This window comes from Granulicella aggregans (genome assembly GCF_014203275.1).
GTDB lineage: Bacteria > Acidobacteriota > Terriglobia > Terriglobales > Acidobacteriaceae > Edaphobacter.
Genome location: NZ_JACHIP010000037.1, coordinates 1 through 19,791, shown reverse-complemented (window position 1 = coordinate 19,791; position 19,791 = coordinate 1). Strand labels below are relative to the sequence as shown.

Here is a 19,791-nt window from a genome sequence, read left to right as displayed (position 1 = left end):
TTCTCCCGGTTCGAGAAACTCGACGTGCTGTTTATCGGCTTCCTCCACTTCGCACTCATCGTCGAAGCACTCAGATAGCGTGAACACGCCCTAGTGAATCAGGCAACCTCGCCATTACTAACCCTAACTTCTTCCATCAGCCATTCGTTAATGGAGACCATATCGCGGGGACGGTTATCGGTCCATTTACTGCTATTGCAAATCACACTCATGTTGAATTCACATTCACTCGAGTTGCGCACCCTGCTCCTCCTTGCCAAGTTACTCTCGAAATCAAATCCCATTGCCCCCCGCCTCAAAAGGAAGAAGAACCAGCTTTACCAGAATGAGTGGTCCGACGGAGTCCAGCGATATCGCCGCATTGTCGTCTGCCCGCTGGTATCTCTGGCTGACGACCTAATGCCGGGTCTCCCTCTGCCACCTATTGACCTCTCTAATTGCGTGGCCCAAATTCGTAATCGTCACCGTCGGGTGTGCGCTGCCAAAGCGCGTCGTGACCTCATCCGCGTCCTCGCCTGAGTTCCAAAGCGCAACCGCGATTCGGTTCCCAGGTAGGTTCGATCGAACCTGCAGACACAATGCGCGCGTCCGAGCAAACGCGAACGGCGGCAGAGCAGAAAGAAAGATCACTGTGTCGTTTTCGTTTGCGAGCCCCGCCAGCACTTCGTCAGATAGGGCCGCAGCCGGGAGAATTGCGGTCGCGTGTCCCGCGCGTTCGACTAACTGAGTGAGCATCACGCTAGCCAGTTCATCCATCTTTTCACCGGTCGCGATGCAGATGACGGCAAACTGCTTCCTCGCAGGCGCGTGGGCTTCAATCAACACCGACCTCTCCGATCTTGGCTCTTCTATAGGTTCGGACGGATGCTCCGCAAGCCGTGCGATCAAATCGCCGAGACACAGCAGCACAAACTTCGATTGAACATTTGTCAGCGCTCCTTTATAGCGATCCTCTTCCGCTAGTCCGAGCACCGGCAGAACGACCGTGTCGTAAAGCTCTAGCAGCGAGTGCTTCTTGAGAAACTTCTCCGTGATGTTTCGCGCTTCATCCTGGTCCATCGCAAGCAGCCGCTCGTAGAGATGCGCTGCCGGCGAAAGGGCGGCGTTCGATCCCAGAAGACTGTGCAGAAACGATAGCTGCGGAACGTACCTTCCCAGCACCACGAAACATGCGGTCAACGGGGTCGAGAGCACCAATCCGGGCCATCCCCACAGCGTGAACCAGAGGATGGCGCTGCTCAGCAGCGCAAGCTCCGAGATGCCTGTCTTCGAGCGGAAAAGCAATGGCTCGATGAAATTGCCCGTCGTTCCTTCGAGCACGACGAAGAGCGCGATCACCAGTATCGGCGGCCACCAACTGTCGGAGATGGCGATGGATAGCACAAGAGGAACGACCATTCCCATCAGTGTTCCTACGAACGGCACGATCCTGAGCGTTCCCGCGATCACTCCCCACAGCGTCGCCTCCGGGACATGAAGAAAATAGAGGCCGGTGCCAAACAGGAGTCCATAACAGGCGTTCACCTCCACCTGGAGCAGCAGATACTTGCTGATGCGTTCCGTAGCATCCGCGAGCGCCCGCGTCACCAGATTCAGGTTGCCAATTCCAGCAAGCAGAAGCAGCCGGTGCCTGAACTCCTCGCGGTTCGTCAGCATGTACATCGCGAAGACGATCACGATGCCGATCTGACCGATCGGTTCGAAGATGACACCAAGCAGCTTCATCGTCGCCTGGAACTTATCCGAGCGCTGACCGACCACCGTCACCGGGATGGCGTGGCCTTCGGCGCCAACGCGGTTGGGATCGAGGTCGCCGCTCAGGTCCTCCAACATCGCAAGCGCATTTGCCAGAGACGCCGCCGATGGGGAGTGGAGAGAGGCGAGTCTCTTCTCGATATTCGCCCGGTAGCCTGGAAGCGTGCTCGCAACGTTCACCACCTGACGCGAGACGACATAGGTGCCGGAGAACAGGGTGACGGTGGCCAAAGCCGCCGCTATCCCCACGGCGAACGCCCGACGGCAACCACGCTTCTCCAAAAAATCGACGAGCGGCAGTAGAAGAAAGGAGAGCGTGAGCGCGAAGGCCAGCGGCACCAGAAGAACTTTGGCAAAGATCAGCAGCAATATCACAGCAGCGAAAACCAGCACGGATGCGCTGGCCGAGGACTCGGGAAGTCCGACACGGGGCATAGTACCTCACACACTTTGCAGGCTTCGGATAAGCATACAGAACGACAAACTTAAGAACGCCGTGAAGAAGGTCCTGTGCCACTACCTGCGCGAGCTGACGGCGCGATTCAAGCGTTCCGTTTAAACCAGCACTATCGAGCCGATGAGCAGAGCTGCGGATGTTTGCAAGGCCCTACACATACAGGGTCGGTAGCTCAATCTTTCTGGGCGGGTTCAAAGTTCAGTGGCACACGTTGAGCCGCTGGTTTGCGAACGTTGAAATCAAGGTACGTCTGTTCGTGACCTTCGGGGTGCTGCTCCCGCCACAGCACCAGCAGAAGTGGTGGAAACTCAGTAAGGACAACCTTCGTCCGGTGGACTTTCGCATGACATCCCGCGCAGAGAGCGATCGTCAGATACAGCACAGACTTGCCCGGTTCCCGATAATGCACTACCGGATGAGGGTCAGCTCCACAGTACTTTGGCTACGTCGCCAATAACCCACATGAGTCGAAGCGTCACCTCCAGCGTGGAACGGCTCGACCTTCTATTAATTCACGAGATCCGTAGCCGTAAGGTCCGTACCGACGGCATTCACTTTCACACCTTTCGCTATCTTTCGCTGACACTTGCGGCCTACGTCGGCGAAGACGTCACGATTCGCTTCGACCCGAGAGACATGGGTGAAATCCGTGTCTTCTACCGTAATCGTTTCCTCTGTCGTGCGATCTCGGCTGATCTGGCTGGTCAGACGATACCGCTACGCGAGATTGTGAACGCCCGCAAGCGCAGGCGTGAGCAGCTTAAGAGCATCGTCAAGGATCGACTGAAGACAGTTCGTTGCTTGAATTTCGAGGCATGCAAAGAGAGGAAGCTCATGCAAGCACGGTCGTCGCAGCCGAACCATAACCTCCAAACTCAAGCGCTACTTCAACGAGTAGAGCATTGCCGGCTTTTATAGAGACCCTCGAGTACAAACGATTTGTGGAGTTTTGCGAGGCATGCCGGCGAGACCGCTATATCGGTCTATGCTACAGGCCTCCCGGGGGTGGGTAAGACGCTCTCGGCAATCCATCACGGTCGCATCGAAAAGATCGTTCCTCTAGATCGTTGGAGTGCGGAATCTTCGGACGGCTCTGGTGCAAACGGCCAGAGTGATTGGGGGGAAGCGTTCGGGCGAACCGATTTGCACCTATGCGGAAAGTACCGCATTCCAGATTGCCGGCGCAGTTTGGCCTTTGCATCTTAGCCGACTCAGCGCGAACTGGCGTTTGTATATGCGGCGAAGATGTTCGATGCCGGCGATCGCGTTGGCAGCGGATGGGAAGCTTTTGAAACCGAGCATGGGACGGGTCCTAGACTTGATGCCACGATGATCCTGCTCGATCAGATTGTTCAGATACTTGGAAGACCGCAGCTTTGTCCGTTTGGGTAGGAGCCCGTCGTCTCGCAGTTCCTGAACGGCTCGATGCGACGCGGCATAACCATCGAGTGTGATGGTCTGCGGCGGCCGCCCTTCATGCGTGACTGCTTTGTTGAAGAAGGCCTTCGCTGCGGCCACATCGCGTGTCCTGCTCAGTCTGAAATCGATGGTTTGCCCGGTTTTGTCCACCGCTCGATAAAGGTAGACCCACTTGCCGCGTACCTTGATATAGGTCTCATCGACTCGCCACGAACGACACAGGATCTTCCAAACCGGTTCCAGCGCCTGACAAACTCCGACGCATATCTCCGAACCCAGCGCAGGATCGTCGTATGGGCAAGACTCAGACCGCGCTCCGCCATCATCTCAACCAGATCCCGGAAGCTGAGCTTGTACCGCAAGTACCACCGCACACAAAGAATGATGACTTCGCGGTCGAAGTGCCGCCCTGCAAATAATTCCTCGATGCTGCGCTCCTTGCCCACTCATGTCCTCAGTTCTCTGAAAAGACCACTCTAACCCGCTGCGACTTCTGTTTGCACCAGAACCCACCGGCCCACAAAGGGAAAACGAAGTAGGCACCCGAGAGCACGGGCCTCATCCAAGGCAGGCTATGGATTTGGCGTTCGCAAGTGCGCGAACTTGGAACGAGCAAAAGACACTCGTCCCACAAACCCACAGCCTCGACGACGGCGTAAGTGTCAAAAAGACACTACATTCTTGTCTGTTCGAGACTTAACTTTGCGGTCCCGCCGCAGCTAAGGATCCTTTCTTGGTGGTCATATGTAGCGAGTTATGTCAATACCACCAAATATTCACGGAAACCCTACAAGGTGTTGCTACTATCGAGCATCTTTTAGAGATCAAGCAACCGAAAGGGCCCATGCAGAGTTTCCCAGCCAGGTTCAGCGTATTTTTCATTCTTCTGTGCGGTGTGTTTTTTCCTCAGAGCTCATACGGTCAATTCACTGGCCAGTCTTGTGGTTATTTCAACCAAGTCATGTCGCCCAACCATTGGGTGGTGGGTAAGACAACGCACGTTGTCTTGAATGGCATTTATTTCTCCCCTGATAACACTGGTTGTATTTCTGGGGCCTTCAAGCCTTTCACACCTGGTGGCTCCCTTACTTACGACCCAAATGTCACCATCTCAAACATCACCTTTGTTTCCAGCAGCCAGATCACGTTCGATGCGACAGTCGCCGCAGCCGCTATTCCCCAGACGGACTTCATGGTGATCATCGACGCCCGTGGTGACTTGATTTTTCAGCCAACTGCAGACCTTATCATTGGAAAGTCCCTCGGTAAATGCCCGAGCTGTTCGACGGACCCTGGCAGCTCAGGACCTGTCTCGGTGGCCGATCCAATCGAGCTTGGGACAGGCAATATGTTTGAAGAGGTAGAGGACTATACGACAGTCGGTCCAAATCCGCTCACCTTCGTCCGCTATTACAACAGCCAGGCGAACACTCAATCGACGCCGTTTGCTTCCTTATTCGGGGTCAACTGGCGAAGCAATTACGACCGATATATCAAACTGATCTCTTCCACCCTTGTTTACGCAGAGCGTCCCGATGGACGTATCCTGACGTTCAGCTACAACAGTTCGACCGGCAACTGGGTCTCCGATACCGATGTCGATATGAGGCTGACCAATTCCGGCTCAACCTGGACGCTGAAAGACCACCAGGACGTCACGGAGGTGTACACAGCGATCAGCTCCAGCGAGGCTCAACTCAACACGATCGCGACGAGCGCAGGCTACGTGCAGACGCTGAACTATACCGGGGCGGTGCTGAATAGCGTCTCCGATTCTTACAGCCGGACGCTCTCATTCACCTACACCGGGACCACCTTGACCGGCGTCACCACGCCAGACCCTCTGGTGCTGAGCTATAGCTATGACACGCCGACCGGCGGCAGCCGTCTCAAGACCGTCGGTTACAACACCACTCCCGCAACAAATATCACCTATCTCTACGAAAACACATCATTCCCGTTTTCGCTTACGGGCACCACCGACGAAAACGGAGCGCGCTACAAGACCTGGTCATACGACACACAAAACCGCGGAATTGCGAACTGCCTCGGAGTCTCGCCCTGCGCGGCAGGTAGTGTCGGCTACACGCAGATCTCTTACGACGACACCACTGGCAACCGTACAGTAACGGGCCCGCTTGGTATGCAGGAAACCTATCAGCTGTATCAGATGCAGGGGTTGGACAAGGTAGGCGGCATTAGCCGTCACGATCCATCCGGGACAGTGCCCGATGCGACCCAGAACACGAGCTATGACTCGAATGGTTATCTCGCCCAGGTCGTCGATTGGAATGGAAACATCACCAATTACACCAACGACGCAAACGGCAATCCGACTACCATCGCCGAGGCCTCTGGTTCGAGTCCGAACGTCGAGCGAGACACGCAGGTCGTTTACGACACAACCTGGGTCCGCAAACCGTCTACAGTCACGGTCGGAAATCAGCGGCAGGGATTCACCTACGATGCGACCACGGGCAACATGCTAACGAAGACTCTGACCGATATAGGCACCGTCACCGGCTACGCACCGACATCGAAGACCTGGCACTATACCTACACGTCGACTGGTCAGCTCAAGATTGTGCAGTGGCCACGCGCTGTCGTGACCTACAACCAGCAATGGGGTTATTCCGGCGGCGTAATAATCAATTATGGCCAGCAGACTGGGTCACGCACCAATCTGACGACATTCACGGCCTACAGGGGGGGCGGTCTTCCGCTGACGACTGCCGATCCGGCCGGGGTCACGACTGTTCTGACCTACGACAATCGCAATCATCTGTTGACCAGCACGGTCGCAACCGCTGCAGGGAATCGAAGGACGACCTACGGCTATGACGCCGCTGAAAACCTGACGAGCGTTGCGCTGCCAAGTGCTACAAAACTCACTTACACATACGACAACGCGCACCGACAGACGAAGATCACGGATCTGCTTAGCCAAACAAAGAACTATGTGTTGGATGCCCTCGGCAACGTAACGTCGATGACCGTGAAAGATGCTAGCAGCACGACGAAAAAGACCTCGTCGGCAACGTTCGACAGCCTCGGGCGCAGGCTCACCAGCACCGGCGGCGCCAGTCAGACTACTCACTATGCATACGACGCGAACGGCAACGTCACCAGCATCATCGACCCAATGAATAATCCCGCAACCGTGATGGTCTACGACGCGCTAAATCGCGCTTCGAAGATCACCGATCGAGCCGCCGGAATCACGCAATACACCTATGACCAAATGGACAAGCCGCTGACCGTGGCAACGCCAAATGGCGCTTCGACTAGCTACCTCTACGACGGCTATGAAGAGATGGCGAAGCAGGTCAGCTCCGACAGCGGAACGGCCTACTTTTACTACGACGCCGATGGCAATCTGACGCAAAAGAAGGACGCGCTGAATGTCATTGCCAACTACAGCTATGACGGCCTCGACCGTCGCACCGGCATCACTTACCCGGCCAGCACCTCCGAGAATGTGGTCTACACCTACGACGAGAGCGGACACGGGAAGGGAACCGGTCGCCTAACCAGCATGACCGACCAGGCCGGAACGTTCTCGCGCAGCTACGACGAGCGCGGCAACATAACGACCGAAAGCCACACGCATGGCACGTACACGCTGACCAATTCCTATGGCTACGATGCAGCTGGGCTGCTGGCCAGCATCACCTACCCGTCCGGCATGGTACTGACCCAAACTCGGGACACGATGGAGCGCATCACAGCATTGGCTCTTCAAGCCACCAGTTCCGGAACAAGCCAGCCAATCCTGAGCAGTGCTACCTATGCCCCCTTCGGCCCGACGACGGGCTTCACCTTCGGCAATGGAATCGCACACAGCATCACACTCGATGGCGATTATCGGGCGACGAACGTCACCGACAACAATTCGATCCAGAACCTGACTTACGCGCTGAACGCCAACGACAACGTGACCGGCATCACCGATGCCATTACAAGCGGCAACAGCCAGACACTCACCTATGACGCTCTCGATCGACTGAAGACGGCTGCTGGCGGGTATGGAAGCGAGAGTTTCGGCTACGACGCAAACGGTAACCGCAATCTCGCCGGCACGACGACCTGGAGCTACACACCGAACAGCAATCGCCTGACTGCGGTGGGCACGACAACCGTCACTCCGAATGCGAACGGCTCGGTCACCGGCATCGCTTACAGCACGCCAATGGGCTTCACCTATAACAATGCCGGTAGGCTGGCGACCGCGACCAGCGGTAGTGGTACAGTGCTCAGCTACCTGTATGACGGTTTCGGGCAGCGGATCGGAAAGACCGACACTATCCAGCGGTTTGAGGCATATGACTGGCTGGGCCGGTACATCGAACAGACCGACAACACCGACACAGCGAAGCTTGATTACATCTATCTGGAGGGCATGCCGGTAGCGACGTTCGTTCCGAACGCGAGTACGGGAACTTTGTCATTCCTGCATACGGACAGGCTCGGTACGCCGCGCTTGGCAACGTCTTCCACGAAAGCTATTGGCTGGAACGCGACTGTCAGCGATCCATTCAACGCCCCGAACAACGTGAGCGGCAACACCATAGCCAATGATCTCCGTATGCCAGGGCAAGAATTCGAAATCAGCACCGGCTTCAATCACAATGGGTGGCGAGACTATGCCCCAGCCCTCGGGAGATACCTTGAAAGCGACTTAATCGGCCTGGCGGGTGGCGTTAACACCTATGCATATGCATCGGACAATCCCGCAGCATACGTGGATCCTATGGGATTAGCCGCAACCCCGGCATCGTGTTCCAAGCCCCCACGTAACCCACTCACCCCGAAGGAGTGTCAGGCGCTGGCTAATAAAATTAACAACATTTTACAGCAAATCGCTGACAAGCAAACTAACTTGAATAACAATCCAGGTAAACGCGGCTACTACGAACCCGCAACGCGTGGAGGGGGCGTTTATGACCATCAAGTAGACCTTGGAGACTATATAAAGAACCTGGCAAAGGCGGCGAATGAATATAACCAAGGATGCGGCGGGGGGCCACCGGGACCATCTACTACTCACAGCCCTGCTCCATCCGCGGTTCCAATAGTTGTTCCTCCAATATTCTTGCCGATGGCAGGGACTGCGGCAGAGGCTGCTGAAGGGGCTACCGCGGGGGAAATATTGGCAGAGGTATTAGCAGGTCTTCTTCTGTTATGACCACTCCAACGTAGGTGCGGTAATCATTCGACGAAAGACGGAACGATATTGACCGATACTGAAACAGTCCGCCTATCATAGCCGTTTGGAAAAGGCTCTAATTCTCCTACTAGCCTTATGAACGGAGTCGCAATGCTGGTTCGAAGAAAAGATGGGACAGTTTTGGCTGATACCGACGCGGCCGTGAACAAGCGAGATCTCAGAGATGCTGTTATTCGAGGGCTATTCCTTCGCGTTGTCGACTTCTCCGATTCCGATTTACGGCGTTCTGATTTCAGCAATGCTCATTTATATGGAACATATCTCTACCGTGCTAACTGCGCGGAGTGCAGCTTCAAGGGAGCTCTGCTTCAGGGAGTCGTACTGGATGAAGCGATTTTTAGTGGAGCCGACTTCGAGGGGGCACAGCTAATTCCAGACGCCATGGGAACGCCATGTACGTTATTCGGTGCGGACCTCAAAAACGCAAACTTGGCTACTGCCATACTGACGGGCTGCAAGTATGACTCGACAACATCGTTTCCGGTTGGATTCAGCCCTGAGAACCACGGCATGGTTCGGAAAGATTAGTGATATCGCCCCAAGTAATGGCACTCCGCCGATATGCGCGCCTACAAGGCCCAAACTTGGCGGATGCCTAAAGAGTGGCAAAGTAAGAGTTCATCCGGGGTGGGTCGCGCCGGGTGGTCCGAACAACGGGGTGTTTTATTCCTAAAGGTGTCGAGGGGTAGCGCATGATAATGCGCATTATCATGCGCGAAAAGCGAGAGGCGAGATGATCTTGATCTTCTCCGATAGTTCCATCAGGCACCCAGTCCGACCTGCGGTCTGGGTGCCACTGGCTGCAACTACTTCGCCCGAGTCAGCGTGGCGTTGCTAATAGAGCCGAGTCCATAGCTGCCAGGATCGTCTGGCATTTCATAGTCCGGTTCCACTCTTACCCATACCTTTTCCTGCCGGGCGATCGGAGCGCCCGTCAACAAAGTGTATTTCGTACCTTGATATTCGAAGGTGATCCTGTTTTTCTCAATTTTCCCCTCGATGGCATCCTGCGTGGACGACAGCGAAAAGAGATAGCGGCCAGTCTTCGGGAAGATTACGTAGACTGAATCATCAAATCCAGCGCGCGTGTCCGTCCACACGTCGACTTCGCCTATTCGCATATCTCCCTTTAAGAGGACCGGCTGTTGGATTCGCAACTCGCTCGCAGCGGGATCGATACTTTTGATCCCCATTCCAACCTCTGCCGGAATGTGATCGAACCATTCGCCATGCAGGATCAGAGTGCCAGAAGCTCCGATAGGCACTTTAAGGGGCACCCCGGGCATCAAGATCACCTCGCGCTCAGGTAACTTAGCCAGATCGCTCGTGTCTACTGTTGCAACCGGACCAGCATAGGAGCTTACCAAAAGCCTGACACCGCCCTCGGCACGGCCAACAAGCTTCAGTGAAATGGCTGCTGCTAGATCTTTCTTGGGATCCAGAATTCCACCCATAGCCATACTGTCCTTAGTGGAATCGACCAGGGATAGTGCACAGGAGGAGAAAACACTTTGATCCTCACGATCAATGGTGACCAGCACAACAGAGCCGGCGCTTTCAGCACCCACGCGAGCTCTTTTCAATTCAGCTCCCATCGTGAGCAGGACCACTAGAACCAAAGCCGCAAAAGTTAAACGAGGAACTCGCATGGTCTCCCATCCTTTCCGCCAAAAGCGGGTAAATATTCCAGTTCTTGTCTCCCAGCGCGGGATTGAGGGTAGGATGTCCGGGGCGAAACTGGCCTCGCGGCGCAGCGTCGCGCCCAGGACGGTGTACTGTTCCATGCGCTCTGCACAAGCATTGCAAGTGCGTATGTGCGCTGCGGCTTCGTGCGTAATGAGTTCGCCATCGCAGAGCGCCGAGACGGACTCGGCAACTTCATCACATCTCATTGTGTTCCCCTTTCCTGCCGTCAAACCAAATGCGGCGCAGCGCCTCGCGCGCCGTAAAAAGCCGCGAACGAACAGTGCCCAAAGGTATGTCGAGTGCTTCGGCAAGCTCGTCGTACGATAAGCCTTCAATCTCGCGCAGCCAGAGCAGCGTGCGCTGCTCGGTAGGGAGGCAGTCGAGGGTGTCGAGAAGTATCGCCTGACTCTCAACGCCAGCCTCAGCGGCGGTCTCGACGACCTCTTCCATCACCGGACCGCGCATCCGCCACCACTCCTGCGCGCGCTTGCGGCCTGCGCCGAAAAGATAGCCGCGCACCGTGCCGCACTCTCGACGGTAGCCCCCCGGATGCCGCCAGATACCGGCATATGTCTCCTGAGCCACATCTTCGGCCGCCTCACGACTGCCGACCATGCGTTGCAAAAACGCCAACAACCGAGGAGCCGTCGCCTGATAGAAAGCTGTGAACGCCTGTGCATCACCAGCAACAATCCGCGTCCACTGTTCCTGTTCGTTCACTATGCTCCTCACTAATTGATTCGGAGCTTTTGAACGTTTAGTTCATTCCGACGAAGAATTATTTGCAGGAGATTAGCTATCGGTCAAAGGACGACGGAGCGGGAGCCTAATTTCTAAATCATTCCCTCAGCAGCTTTCGGGTCCAATTGGTTCGGCAACCCGATCATCCAACATTCGGTGGGTTCGTTTTTGTACTACCTCAAGGAGCGTCAAGTAAGTCCAAAATCATCCTGGCGGAAAATCATAGAGCTAATCGCCACAGCTAACGTGGGGCACCTTTGAATCGCTAGGGAACGTTCGGGTAGATGGTGGTGGTGAAGTTGACGATGTCGTGCTCAACCGAAAAGGGAGCGGGACCGTACTGCGGCGTGTTGTCGTGGTAGCCCTTAACAGACGCACTTATGGTGTATTTTCCAGCCGGGAGGTTGGTGAACTCGAAGTGGCCGTCAGGGGCGAGGGGAACAGTCTTGAAATCCCAAACTGTGTCGGACGAGAGCATTACGCGCATACCGTCCGCAATCGGCTTCTTGTTGCTTGTAACGACAGCACCCTGGATGTGAAAGCCTGGTTTGATAATGAGGTCCGGAGCTTGCAGATACTGCCCATCTCTGCTGACGTGGATCTCGATTGGACTGGCTGCCCCCATGGTTGAGATGGAATCCATAGTGGCGTAGACGTACCAATCGATGGCGACGGGAACGTTGGGAATAACAAATCGGCCCTTGGCATCGGTACCTATGCGAACTACTTCATACGGATTGCCGAGGAGCTTTAGGTCAACGCCGAACCCGCCGCGATCTTTTGCTATAAGGCCAATCTGGGCGTTAGGCACGGGCTGACCGTTTTGAACGAGCCGTCCGACAATGGTGGCACCATCTGCAAGGGTTACGGTATGGCGGTTGGGTCCAGTCTCCAGGACGGCAAACTGAGGAGCCAAACCGCGGGCTTCAACCTCGAGCAGCATCTTTGGCGTAGGTTTTGAATATGTGAGTTCGAATTCGCCGTTTTTGTTGGTGACGGAAAGGGGTTGAAGTCCGGGAAGGGTGCCGTAGGTACTGGCAGCTCCGTCGATCAAACCGGTTGGATTGATGATCGCGTCTCGAACAGGCGAGCCGTCGGCCTCGATGACTCGACCGCGAACAGTGCCACTGAAATCGGTGGTCGCTGATTTGGAGGAGAGGTTCAGAGAAACAGTCGGAGCTTTCACAGGATCGATGGACTTAGTGATCTCGGGAATATAACCGTCGCGGGCTGCGAGCAGTGTAAACCAGAGATCGGGGGAGAGATCCTTGATCTCGAAGGCACCCCTTGCGTCAGTGATAACGTGCTTGCCGCAGTCGGTATAGCAGCTTGGGCAAAAGGTGCTGTAACCCACTTTGACCCCGGCGTGATAGACCATGACGGTGGCACCGACGACTGGAGCACCGGTTGAATCGAGGACAGTCCCGCTGAGGCTGGGACGTACGGTGGCAGCGGAGAGTGAGGCGGCAAAGCTGAAGATCGCGGCGAACAGAAATGCTCTCATCTGGACTCTCCCGAGCGCGCCAGCGCAATTGGGACATTCTACAACTGGCCCTCTCCGCTACCCACGAAAACTCCGGTGTCAAGGGTCATTACCATGCGTGAATAGGTGAAGACCGGCTCGCCTGAGCGCCGGTCAAACCCTCACTGTCCATTTCTTGTCATGCGGTCGCCCTCCGCATCGGCTTCCTTCCGACAGACGTAGGCTCCGTCTTTCGTCGCCCCATACCATCGTTCTCCCCTTAGGTGATAAACACCGGTTTTGGTGTTTACCCAAACGACTGTGTCGTTCGGACAGTGCTGTTTGGCTTCCTGCTCTGAATGGAAGTGCGGTGCCGGCGTTGGGTTCGCATAGGCCGGAGACAGGGTCGCTAGGAAGAGTGCGACGGCTAGAACAATGGCCTTTAGCGATGGCATGGATGACCTCTCGATTCAGATGAGAGGCCCACTATAGTGGTCCTTTGCCCAATCCGGAAGAGATTTTTGGTGCTCAAGACGAGCATCCCTTTGTATAAGGGCGGCTTGGCACTCCCTGGCTGGTTCGCGAAACTTGCCGAAACGTCCGTTTCAGGGTAACAAGGCGGGGGCAGATTAAAGCCCGTTACGCGGTCTTCGCCACGACCTGCAAAGATCTGCCCACAAATCGGACACAGCGGCGGCGTAGTGGGAAAATGGCAAGCATGAGAATGGCCCCTTTACTCTTGACGATCGGTTTGTCGGTTCTCCCAGTCTTTAGCCAAACTAATCACACGGACTCCCAAGTCCAGCAGCAGATTTTAGAGGAGTTGCGGGCAATTCACCATGAATTACGTGCGAATACGACGCTTCAGCTCTTACTGGTCGAACTACAAACAACACAATCTTCGTTGAATCAAGCCACTCAACGAAGGGATAATCTGAAGGCTCAGATCGCGGGATTGCAGGGGGACCGATCAGCACAGCAGGCAGAAGTGGTCAGATTCGAGGAGAGAATGGCAAAGGTGACAACGCCAGACCAAGAATCCATAGATAAATTGGAAGGCCTGAAAAATGGGTTGCAAGCAATATCAGCACATGAGGCAGCAATGTCAGAGCTGCTGGAAGACGCAGAGAATCGCCTGAGAACGGCGCAAACAGAACGAGAGAGCATTCAAAGTCAGCTCAGTGATTTGGTTAGAAAGTTGAGTGCCTTCAACTAGCTGCATCCGTGGTTCACCTGGAAGATGCTAGGTTCATCTGCTCTCGGGGCTAAGGAATGACCCACAACAACTCCGGTTGTCATTGGTGATTGCCGATGACCTCGTTTCGAGGGACGCTCGTTCACAACACGACTAGCCGACTACTTTTGTTCCTCGGTCGTCTGCTCTGAGTAATAAAAGGCATGTATCGACTTGATCTGTCCGTCTACGATGCGAATCCGGTCGAAAACGTGATCGACCCCATTCGCCGTTTCCATGTCGAAGACGGTTGCAACGTATTCGTCCTCGACGATGTGCTGCTTTAGCTGGATATTCCTGACCATTGGGAGAATGTGCGCGAGAAATCCTAATACGGTTTCTCGGCCCGCCAGCATCGGCATGCGCGGACCTTCAAATGTCACGTCTTCGGCAAAGGACAGCTTGGACAAGTCCTTGGTTTCAAAGCAATCGAGATAAGCTTCAACCAATGCGACTTTCTCTTCTCGTGACATGGTCTCTCCTCGGTTACCTATGATCTCAGACGTTCTCCTGAGAGCCAATGTGCGGACGTTGACGAGTGTAGCGACCCAAATCTTTCCGCCCGCATTCTCGGCAATCTCAATTTCCCGCCGCCGAGGCTTTGGATTTGTGGGACGCGGGCTTTTTCCGCGCTCCAAGCGCTTGCGCGTCAAATCCATAGCCTGCCTTGAGTGTGGCCCATGCTCTTCGTGCCTACTTGGCGTCACCTCAAGAAACGGAAATTTATGTATGCTAACGATCTCCCGGCAATGATCCTAACGGCTTGTCGATTGCGTCGGCGCGGCAAGTGTAGCGAAAACGACCGTTTTTCGGACGACCGAAAACGGCGCTCAGAAACGCTCTGGGTGGTCGAAATATGTCCCAATACCCGTCTCGAAAACAATGTCCGGCTAGCGGTGACGTTTTGAGACGCCACGCAGGTAAACTCCACGTGCTTAGAGTACGTAAATTTCCCTTTCTTGAGCTGTCCCCGCATACAGAGAAGTTCTTCACTCCTAATTTTTCTTTGCTTCCTGCGCGAGGAGATATGCCTCTATTTCTTTCCTGCCTCCGTGTCTTGCCCAACCGGCAGGTGTGCCGGTCCAGAGTAGATCTTTTGTGTCGATTCGCGCACCGTGTTCGACGAGAAGCCGAACGATGTTGTCATGGCCTCGCCAGGCGGCCTGATGCAATGGTGTGGTGTGGGAGTGGCCGCCGACGGGGTTGTAGCGGTCTGGGTCTTCGCCCATATCGAGTAGGAGCTTGACTATCTCGAAGTGTCCGAGGTCGGCTGCCATGGTGAGTGCGAGGTGGCGTTGTTCGCTTGACGCCGAGGGAAAGAGACGGTTGAAGTCGTCGATGAGCCCGAGCCCGGCGGCAACGGGGAGGGTGATGCGGCCACCGCACGCGATCAACGCCGTTGCTGCTTCCAACTCCTCATGCAGCACGGCTGCCTGAAGCGCGGAACTGGGATCGGCCCCCTGGCGACATAGGAAGTCGATCAACGGAACCTGGAGGCGGCACTCGCGCGGACGGGCACCGGTGGCGACGAGCATGAGGGTCTCGTCGAGCGCAACCTGTTCTACGCCAGCGTCAAGGATGGTCTGGGCGACATCGACGATGTTCGGCGGCATGGTTTCATGGCGGATCGGATTTCCCGCAATGAACTCGAACAGGGTGGGGTTGCGAAAGTAGTTGACGCCCTCGAAGACCACACGCTGACGGGCTAGGCCCGGATGCAACTTGAGGTGGTCGCAGAGACCGGCGACGTCGCCAGCGTCGAGGAGATCCACGGCGCGGCGAAAGACGGAATCTTTGATCCGCTCGTGACGAGGCAGGTTGATCTGATCGGAAGGCTCCGGCATTTCGATGTGCGACTTGAGGCGTGACCAACTGAGGAAGCCGCGTTCTCGGGCGATTGCGAGTTGGGCGTCACTGAGCTTGAGCGCGGCGGTGAAGATGTCCGCATCGGCTGTGTTCAAGAAGCGTGGATGGAACTCCCGGAGGCGCTGGGCTGCACCGGGGTCTCTGCCAGAGTGGGCTTTGAGGAGGTCTTTGGCTTGATGTTTGAGGTGGTCAAGACTGGGATTGGGCGGGAGGCGTTTTACCGGCATGCGAACTTCCTTTCGTATGCCCAGGTCCGCAATTTACGGGCAGAAAGAGAGTTCATCAACTGAGTTGTGACGGCAAGGTGGACTTCTGTCCTATCCGCGGACCGGATGCGCCCTCTGCGCTACGTGCAGGGTACCATAGCGATTACCCGGAAACCTGGCCCTTTGGATTCATAAACCAAAAACCGCCGTGCGTGGATTTCAGAAGCGCCGTTACCGTGCGTTTTGGTGGGCTAGCGATGGACGGGATGAGGACGGATGGGTGGGCGGCCAGTAAGGACGTGGATGCGCTGGTGAGTGATATTGATGCGGCAGGGGAGTGGGTCGAGTACTCCGCCGCAGGTGCGTTCGCCGACGCCCAGCCACGCGACCTGCGAGGGGCTCAGCATCCAGGCGGTGGCGTTGGTCGCGTGGTGGACTTGGTCGAGGTAGTCGGCAGCGGTGACGTCGAGGTCGGCAGCCTGGGCATTGAGTTGCTCACAGACACCGTTACGCGGGGCGACGGTGCCGTCAGCGGAGACGCAAAAGTCTTTATCGTGCTCGACGAGGATTTTTTTATTGTTGCCGGTGATGAAGTAGCCAGTCACGACTGGTCCGACGCGGGCGCTGGTCGACCACTGAATGAAGTCATCGACGAAGGCCGGGGGTAACTGGCTGAGGCCTAAGGTGTCTTCCTTAATTTGCTTTGAAAAGAGATTGAGGGCAGGGGTTGGTTCGCCGTTGGTGGGAGCGAAGTAGAAGCCGCCTAGAGCGATGCCGGTTTGCAGGTCGATCCAGAGAAAGCCACGTCCCTGGAGGTAAGGCTCCTGCTGGCCGACGACGAGGAGGTTGCGGTTGTCGCGTAGCTCTACCGGAATACGGGAGCCGTCGAAGGCCATCGAGAGGGCGTCGGGGAGGCTCATGTCCCGGCCGTAGTGGAAGATGCAGCCGGGAACAAAGAGCTTCATTAGCTTCTTGAACTGCTTATCGCGAAGGATATCTTTCGCTGGGGCTCCGGCGAACTGTCGAAGGTACGTGAGATCGGCAGGTAGCAGGGGAGCCTGGAAGATACCGGGATCGTAGTTCGAACCGAGTGAAGGTGGTTCAGTTGGCTGGATTGCGGAGGAGGTCGTGGTTTGCTGGATGGCGGCAACGGCTGAGAGGTTAAGGGCAAGGAGCTGGATGGCTAGGGCGCGAAGAACCTGCATAATCCCGGGATCCCCTTGTAGCTGAGCGCCAGAGGGCTTGGCGAAATCAATCTAGTGAATGATTGACAAAAACAATAGTAATGTTACCTTAGTGCAAGTTCGGGATCTACAGGAAGGTACTTAAGGAGATTACCTATGGGATTACGAGTGAGATCAATTTCGTTCACCAAACTTTCATTAGCCCTTCTTTTTTTAGCAGCGTTTTGTCACATCCCCACCGCTGCTGCACAGTCCATCTCTTCAAATACCTACATGACGCTTACCGGCGGCGGTAGCGGCGGTTTTATCACGATCGGCGGCGGCGGTGTCTCATTTGATGTGAACGTTGCATGTACGGGAAATGCAGCAGTGAGCATCTATTCGTCCTCTACGCCGGACACGGCTGGAAGCCTGCTTGGTTCGTATACCCCAAGGAATACAAGTGGTTACGTCTGGACTCCAACAGTAGCAGGGACTTTTTATATCAGCGCATTCCTTACACTGAACGGAGACACTTCGTGTACTGGGTACGGAACCGATCCTTCTCCCGTCACCGCACAGTGGAACGTTGAAAACCCATAAAGACGATTTCGGGATGCTTAAACCGAAGTGTCCGCCTGAACGGGCGGACACTTCAGTTTAAGTCTAGAACCAATGGCAAGATGCGGCGAAGCCCCTCGAACTCCAGACTTTGGACCTGTTCGGAGTGCGCAGTGACGCGCATCCTACCGCGAATCATTGATCTAAACAGGTATGGTTGAACCATGCATTTGTTCTCCTCTTGGTCCTCAACATCAGCACAGAAGCAAATCCAAAACTCCCGATTGAGCACCTTTTTTAACTGGTGTATCGCGCATCAGAAGCTAGTTCTTGGTCTATTGAGTGCCGCCTGGGTGCTTGTTCTTTATTGGAACGCTTTAGCAGCCCCTTTCGTATACGACGACCTTGATCAAATCGTAAAAAATCCAGAGCTTGCTTCGTTTCACGACACTTTCCGCCTGTTTTTCCTCGCTCCATCCGCTTTCACAAGCCACTTTCGAGGGGTGGGAGGATCTAATTATCGGCCGCTGTTTTGGCTAAGCCTATCTATCGACCGTCACATCTGGGGATTACATGGAGCAGGTGGATTTCACTTCACAAGCATCTTTCTCCATTGGGCGGATGGATTTCTCTTCTTTTTGTTTCTGCGTCGAGTTGGCGTTCGATTTACGATCGCGGCCAGCGCCGTACTCATCTGGCTGGGTCTGCCCATAAATACTGAGGCTGTCGCATGGGTGAGCGGTAGACCGTATGTGTTATGCGGGTTGTTTCTTCTACTGGCTTTGCTTTCAGCTCATTCCTATTTTGTTCGAGAGAAAACATCTTCCCTGATCGCTGTCTTGGTGGCTTCGCTCGCGGCACTGCTCAGCCACGAGGCGGGTGTTTTGTTTCTGCCTTTGGTCGCTCTTCTCGCCTATGGTATGGGCAGGGTGGCTAAAAGACCGGCATGGATTCTTCTCGCCGTGGTAGTAGGGTCTGACCTCATCTTCCTGTTATCGAGGTTGCTTGTGGGGACCCGCGCGGGAAGCGGAGGGCCCAGTCCATGGGCAATAGGACGCGCTTTTTGGATGTACTGTCTCTGGATGCTCGCCCCCGTTCATATGAGCATGCAGCGAGCAACCTCCATGCCTCCGAATGTCCCTTCTTCTTCATCCATTGCAGCCCTGTGTGCGGTTGTTGCACTGTGCGGGGCAATCTTTATGATTCGTAAAACAGCTCCCATCCTCGCCGCAGGTTTGGCATGGAGCACGATGGCAATACTACCTTTTTGCGGCATCGTATTTATCTACCAAGGGATGGCCGAAAGATATGACTACCTTGCTTCCGCTGGTCTCGCGCTAGCCATTTCGGCTTTCGTATGTCAATACTCAGGCGTGCTGAAAGGAGCTCTCGTTTGCCTCATGGCCCTCTGGATTGGATGGGGAGCATGGCGGTTGAAAATGAGGGTTCTCGACTGGTGCGATCCTGTTGCTCTCTATGAGAGCTCGCTCGAAGCTACACCGGATGCCATGCTTTTTTACGATCTTGGTTGGGCGTGGAGGGAGAGAGGAGACAATGCAAAAGCTTTAACGGAATATCAAGAGGCCGTTCGCCGTCAACCCGATTACGAAGAGGCCCATGCGAGCATTGGACAGATCTTCTCGATGCTCGGGCAGCCGGCACAAGCGATCCCAGCCTATAACCGAGCCCTCGCTCTCATCCCCAGAGACAGCGATACTAGAGTCGATTTTGCAGTCACATTGGAGCAGCTCGGTGATAAGGAAGCGGCAGAACGAGAGTTTAGAAAAGCGCTAGAGTTCACCCCGAAGAACATCTCAGCTCTAAACGATCTGGGCTCCCTGTTGATTCTCGAAGGTAAATTGGATGAAGCCATACCCTACTTCGAGCAGGCCATTCAAGCAAACCCATTGGATAAAAATGCGTACTACAGTTTGGGTGGCATCTCGCAACAAAGAGGTCAAGTGGACAAGGCTTTGACGTATTACCGAAAAGTCCTCCAGATTGACCCTAGCGA

General features: G+C 55.2%; 16 protein-coding genes. 6 read left to right on the top strand and 10 right to left on the bottom strand.

Translation table 11 applies throughout. The features are described from left to right. Positions 1-396 precede the first annotated feature (396 nt). Positions 397-2,190, bottom strand: coding sequence for an AI-2E family transporter (locus tag HDF16_RS28765; RefSeq protein ID WP_184224191.1), 1,794 nt, complete (start codon positions 2,188-2,190; stop codon positions 397-399). Between the two features lie 194 nt (positions 2,191-2,384). Further along, the gene (locus tag HDF16_RS28760) at positions 2,385-2,594 is read right to left on the bottom strand and encodes a hypothetical protein (protein WP_246410444.1); all 210 of its coding nucleotides are present in this window, start codon (positions 2,592-2,594) and stop codon (positions 2,385-2,387) included. A gap of 104 nt (positions 2,595-2,698) precedes the next feature. On the opposite strand from HDF16_RS28760, the gene HDF16_RS28755 reads away from it, so the two are divergent. After that, positions 2,699-3,130 carry a Mu transposase C-terminal domain-containing protein gene (locus HDF16_RS28755; RefSeq protein ID WP_184224189.1) on the top strand — a complete coding sequence of 144 codons (432 nt, stop codon included), beginning with the start codon at positions 2,699-2,701 and terminating at the stop codon, positions 3,128-3,130. A 231-nt stretch (positions 3,131-3,361) separates the two neighbouring features. Here the strand turns inward: HDF16_RS28755 and HDF16_RS28750 are convergent. Next, positions 3,362-4,059, bottom strand: a protein-coding gene (locus HDF16_RS28750) for an IS6 family transposase (protein WP_348641462.1) whose coding sequence is annotated in 2 segments (ribosomal slippage) — positions 3,362-3,849 and positions 3,849-4,059 — 699 coding nt in all. Because the reading frame shifts where the segments join, the coding sequence is not laid out codon by codon here. An 887-nt stretch (positions 4,060-4,946) separates the two neighbouring features. On the opposite strand from HDF16_RS28750, the gene HDF16_RS28745 reads away from it, so the two are divergent. Together HDF16_RS28745 and HDF16_RS28740 are read left to right on the top strand one after the other, a co-directional pair. Next, entirely contained in the window at positions 4,947-8,816 is a 3,870-nt protein-coding gene (locus HDF16_RS28745; protein ID WP_221313372.1) for an RHS repeat-associated core domain-containing protein, read from the top strand. Positions 8,817-8,948: 132 nt separating this feature from the next. Next, positions 8,949-9,386, top strand: coding sequence for a pentapeptide repeat-containing protein (locus HDF16_RS28740; RefSeq protein ID WP_221313371.1), 438 nt, complete (start codon positions 8,949-8,951; stop codon positions 9,384-9,386). Between the two features lie 278 nt (positions 9,387-9,664). Here the strand turns inward: HDF16_RS28740 and HDF16_RS28735 are convergent, their stop codons facing one another. The 4 genes from HDF16_RS28735 to HDF16_RS28720 form a co-directional block, all read right to left on the bottom strand. Further along, positions 9,665-10,642, bottom strand: coding sequence for a hypothetical protein (locus tag HDF16_RS28735; RefSeq protein ID WP_184224183.1), 978 nt, complete (start codon positions 10,640-10,642; stop codon positions 9,665-9,667). 97 nt (positions 10,643-10,739) lie between these two features. Then, positions 10,740-11,264 (bottom strand): sigma-70 family RNA polymerase sigma factor, encoded by a 525-nt coding sequence (locus HDF16_RS28730; RefSeq protein ID WP_184224181.1) that lies wholly within the window; start codon positions 11,262-11,264, stop codon positions 10,740-10,742. Between the two features lie 286 nt (positions 11,265-11,550). Next, positions 11,551-12,789 carry a carboxypeptidase-like regulatory domain-containing protein gene (locus HDF16_RS28725; protein WP_184224179.1) on the bottom strand — a complete coding sequence of 413 codons (1,239 nt, stop codon included), beginning with the start codon at positions 12,787-12,789 and terminating at the stop codon, positions 11,551-11,553. A gap of 140 nt (positions 12,790-12,929) precedes the next feature. Continuing rightward, positions 12,930-13,202 carry a hypothetical protein gene (locus tag HDF16_RS28720; RefSeq protein ID WP_184224177.1) on the bottom strand — a complete coding sequence of 91 codons (273 nt, stop codon included), beginning with the start codon at positions 13,200-13,202 and terminating at the stop codon, positions 12,930-12,932. A gap of 263 nt (positions 13,203-13,465) precedes the next feature. Here HDF16_RS28720 and HDF16_RS28715 point away from each other — a divergent pair, with 263 nt between their 5' ends. Beyond that, positions 13,466-13,963, top strand: coding sequence for a hypothetical protein (locus HDF16_RS28715; RefSeq protein ID WP_184224175.1), 498 nt, complete (start codon positions 13,466-13,468; stop codon positions 13,961-13,963). A gap of 140 nt (positions 13,964-14,103) precedes the next feature. On the opposite strand, the gene HDF16_RS28710 is transcribed toward HDF16_RS28715, so the two are convergent. The 3 genes from HDF16_RS28710 to HDF16_RS28700 all read right to left on the bottom strand — a co-directional run bounded on the left by HDF16_RS28710 (position 14,104) and on the right by HDF16_RS28700 (position 17,258). Continuing rightward, positions 14,104-14,640: a nuclear transport factor 2 family protein gene (locus HDF16_RS28710; protein WP_184224173.1), complete on the bottom strand. Its 537-nt coding sequence runs from the start codon at positions 14,638-14,640 to the stop codon at positions 14,104-14,106. Between the two features lie 336 nt (positions 14,641-14,976). Further along, the gene (locus HDF16_RS28705; RefSeq protein WP_184224171.1) at positions 14,977-16,074 is read right to left on the bottom strand and encodes an ankyrin repeat domain-containing protein; all 1,098 of its coding nucleotides are present in this window, start codon (positions 16,072-16,074) and stop codon (positions 14,977-14,979) included. A 230-nt stretch (positions 16,075-16,304) separates the two neighbouring features. After that, complete coding sequence (locus HDF16_RS28700) at positions 16,305-17,258, bottom strand: hypothetical protein (RefSeq protein ID WP_221313370.1); 954 nt, start codon at positions 17,256-17,258, stop codon at positions 16,305-16,307. A gap of 135 nt (positions 17,259-17,393) precedes the next feature. Between HDF16_RS28700 and HDF16_RS28695 the strand changes: the two genes are divergently transcribed. Continuing rightward, complete coding sequence (locus tag HDF16_RS28695; RefSeq protein WP_184224169.1) at positions 17,394-17,819, top strand: hypothetical protein; 426 nt, start codon at positions 17,394-17,396, stop codon at positions 17,817-17,819. A 242-nt stretch (positions 17,820-18,061) separates the two neighbouring features. After that, positions 18,062-19,791 (top strand): tetratricopeptide repeat protein (locus HDF16_RS28690; RefSeq protein WP_221313369.1); only part of this gene is annotated, 1,730 nt, incomplete at its 3' end.